Genomic DNA, 338 nt, shown 5'->3' with positions numbered 1-338 from the left:
TTTCTTTTATCTTCCCCCATTTTTTTTCGTAAAGTACGAATATGCACCGTGACTGTACTTCCGCCATCGTAATAATCATCTGCCCATACTTGCTGAAATATATTTTCAACACTAAATACTTTATACGGGTGACTCGCTAATAAATATAAAATATCAAATTCTTTTGGGGTTAATTCAATTCGCTCTCCGTATACAAGTACTGTTCGCTTCTCAAAATCAATAACAACGCTACTTGCCTCTAAAACGGATATATTCTCCTCTACTTTCGGCTTATTTAACGTAAGAAATCGGCGGAGTTGAGCATTTACACGTGCAACTAATTCAGTCGGTGTAAAAGG

General features: G+C 36.4%; 1 protein-coding gene. It reads right to left on the bottom strand.

The annotated features are described in order from the left end of the window. Window positions 1-338 (bottom strand): response regulator transcription factor (locus ACZ76X_RS29110; RefSeq protein ID WP_479852479.1); only part of this gene is annotated, 338 nt, incomplete at both ends.

Source organism: Bacillus sp. BC05(2025) (genome assembly GCF_056725905.1).
This window is presented reverse-complemented; position numbering and strand designations above follow the sequence as displayed.